Consider the following 232-nt stretch of genomic DNA (forward strand, 5'->3'; position numbering starts at 1 on the left):
TCCGAAGCCTGCATCAGTGGTGCTTATCGTAATCGCGCTGGCGATCCTTCTCCTTGCCAATCTCCTTCTGGACCTTGCCGGCATTCTTTTCCAGATTGCCCGCCGCTTCCTTGACCGGATTATTGGTAACCTTGCCTACGCCTTCTTTGATTGCACCTTTGACTTCGTGCTTGGTGCCTTCAATGCGATTCTTGTCCATCACATTCTCCTGTAGCGCCGTTTCGCGGCAGGC

The 232-nt window shown here is 53.4% G+C and carries 1 protein-coding gene; it reads right to left on the minus strand.

All coding sequences use genetic code 11. The features are described 5' to 3' along the window. Positions 1-13 precede the first annotated feature (13 nt). Positions 14-232: CsbD family protein (locus tag ACPYOJ_RS37070; protein WP_481420641.1), on the minus strand; the 219-nt coding region annotated here is incomplete at its 5' end.

It is taken from the genome of Rhizobium sp. SVR5-9E (assembly GCF_056755095.1).